Genomic DNA, 1,590 nt, shown 5'->3' on the forward strand with positions numbered 1-1,590 from the left:
CTTATTTTAAGGCAAGGGCTCTTATCCTCTAGGTTCATCGTTTTTGCCACTTGACTTGTCATAGACGATACCGAAAATCTTTCCTTTATATTATAAATCTTTGACTTATAATCTTCTTCGAAAATATCATATAGGGGTTTATTTTCTAGTAGATTTTTGTCGATTTCCTTGAACCTCTCATAAGGAATGAGGGTTGTTTCATGCATCATGGCTAGGTCATCTGCTAGCCTTAGTCTTGTAAAGGCAATGACCTTAAAGCCTTCCTTTTCTTCAAAGATTTCTCTTTCTTCGGGACTTGCCTGTCTTATTTCAAAGCTTAGGACTAGGGACTTTGGTGTTTTGCCATTTTTTCTGGTTTGTTCTGTAAAGGAATAGTAGTTTGATAAGTTTTCCTTGTTACTTTCCCTGACGAAGGTCCCCCTGCCTTGGACTTGGTAGAGGATGCCTGAGTTTACTAAATATCCCAAGGCTTTTCTTACTGTTGTCCTTGATACTTTATAATCATAGCATAGCTGTCTTTCTGATGGAAGCTTGGCTCCCTTTTCCATGGTGGATATTTTTTCCATCAGGTCGTCTATGAGATTTGAATATAGGCTTGACATTACTTATACTCGTGGATTGTTACGCCTTTTACAACCCTATTTACTGTGTGACTTGCTGATGGATTGTCTGGTGTATTTCCTACTCTTAGACTTGTTATTAATGATACTAGCTGAGCAAATACTATATAAGCTACTGCTAGGTAGGCATCATTTATCCCTTCTGATTTTAGTACAAATTCATATGGGCGATTTATTTCTTCATTTGTTATGCCTATTATTTTAGGAGCGATTCCATCTGCTTTTATTTCGTCTAGGATGTCTATGTCGTAGGCTTTGGTGTATTCATTTTCTGATACAAATGATATGACTAGGGTTTTTTCGTTTATGAAGGATTTTGGACCATGTCTAAAGCCCATGGAGCTATCCCAGATTGTTGCTACTTTGCCTGCTGTGAGTTCTAGAATTTTTAGTCTTGCTTCTTTGGTTAGTTTTCCTAGTGGACCTGATCCTAGATAGACTACTCTGTCGAAGTCAGAGTTTACTAGGTCTTCTATTTCTTGACTTCTTTCATAAATTTCTTTGGCTATTGTTGATAGTTTTTCTACTATTTCTGCCTTATTCTGTGTTTTTGTATCAAAGATTAATAGGCTTGCAAGAAGCATTGATGAGAAGGAGTTTGTCATAGCAAATCCCTTGTCGTTGGTGTATTCTGGGTTTAAGAATACATATGATTTTGGATCTTCTTTTAGCCCTGCTGCTAGTTTTCCATTTTCTGCACAGGTTATTGGTAGGTTGTAGAAGTCATCTACTAGCTGTCTACCTAGCTTAACTGCTGCTAAGGATTCTGGGGAGTTTCCGCTTCTTGCAAATGATACTAAGAGGGTCTTCCTGTCCTTTTTAAAGTGAAGGTATGGAGCTGATACTAAATCTGTTGTGGCTATTGATTCAAATTCAAAGTCTCCATGACTTTTTAGATAGTCTGTTGCGATATTTCCAACATATTCGCTGGTACCTGCTCCTGTAAAGATTACCTTAGCTCCCTTAAGCT

At 37.6% G+C, this 1,590-nt stretch carries 2 protein-coding genes; both read right to left on the reverse strand.

Features of this window, described 5'->3' with window-relative positions; genetic code table 11:
* Window positions 1–602: GntR family transcriptional regulator (locus tag NH286_RS10590; protein WP_265238774.1), on the reverse strand; the 602-nt coding region annotated here is incomplete at its 3' end.
* A partial coding sequence (locus tag NH286_RS10595) for an SIS domain-containing protein (RefSeq protein ID WP_265238776.1) occupies window positions 602–1,590 on the reverse strand: 989 nt, incomplete at its 5' end. The genes NH286_RS10590 and NH286_RS10595, both read right to left, overlap by 1 nt.

Source organism: Anaerococcus sp. NML200574 (genome assembly GCF_026131665.1).
In the GTDB taxonomy this organism is placed as follows: domain Bacteria; phylum Bacillota; class Clostridia; order Tissierellales; family Peptoniphilaceae; genus Anaerococcus; species Anaerococcus kampingae.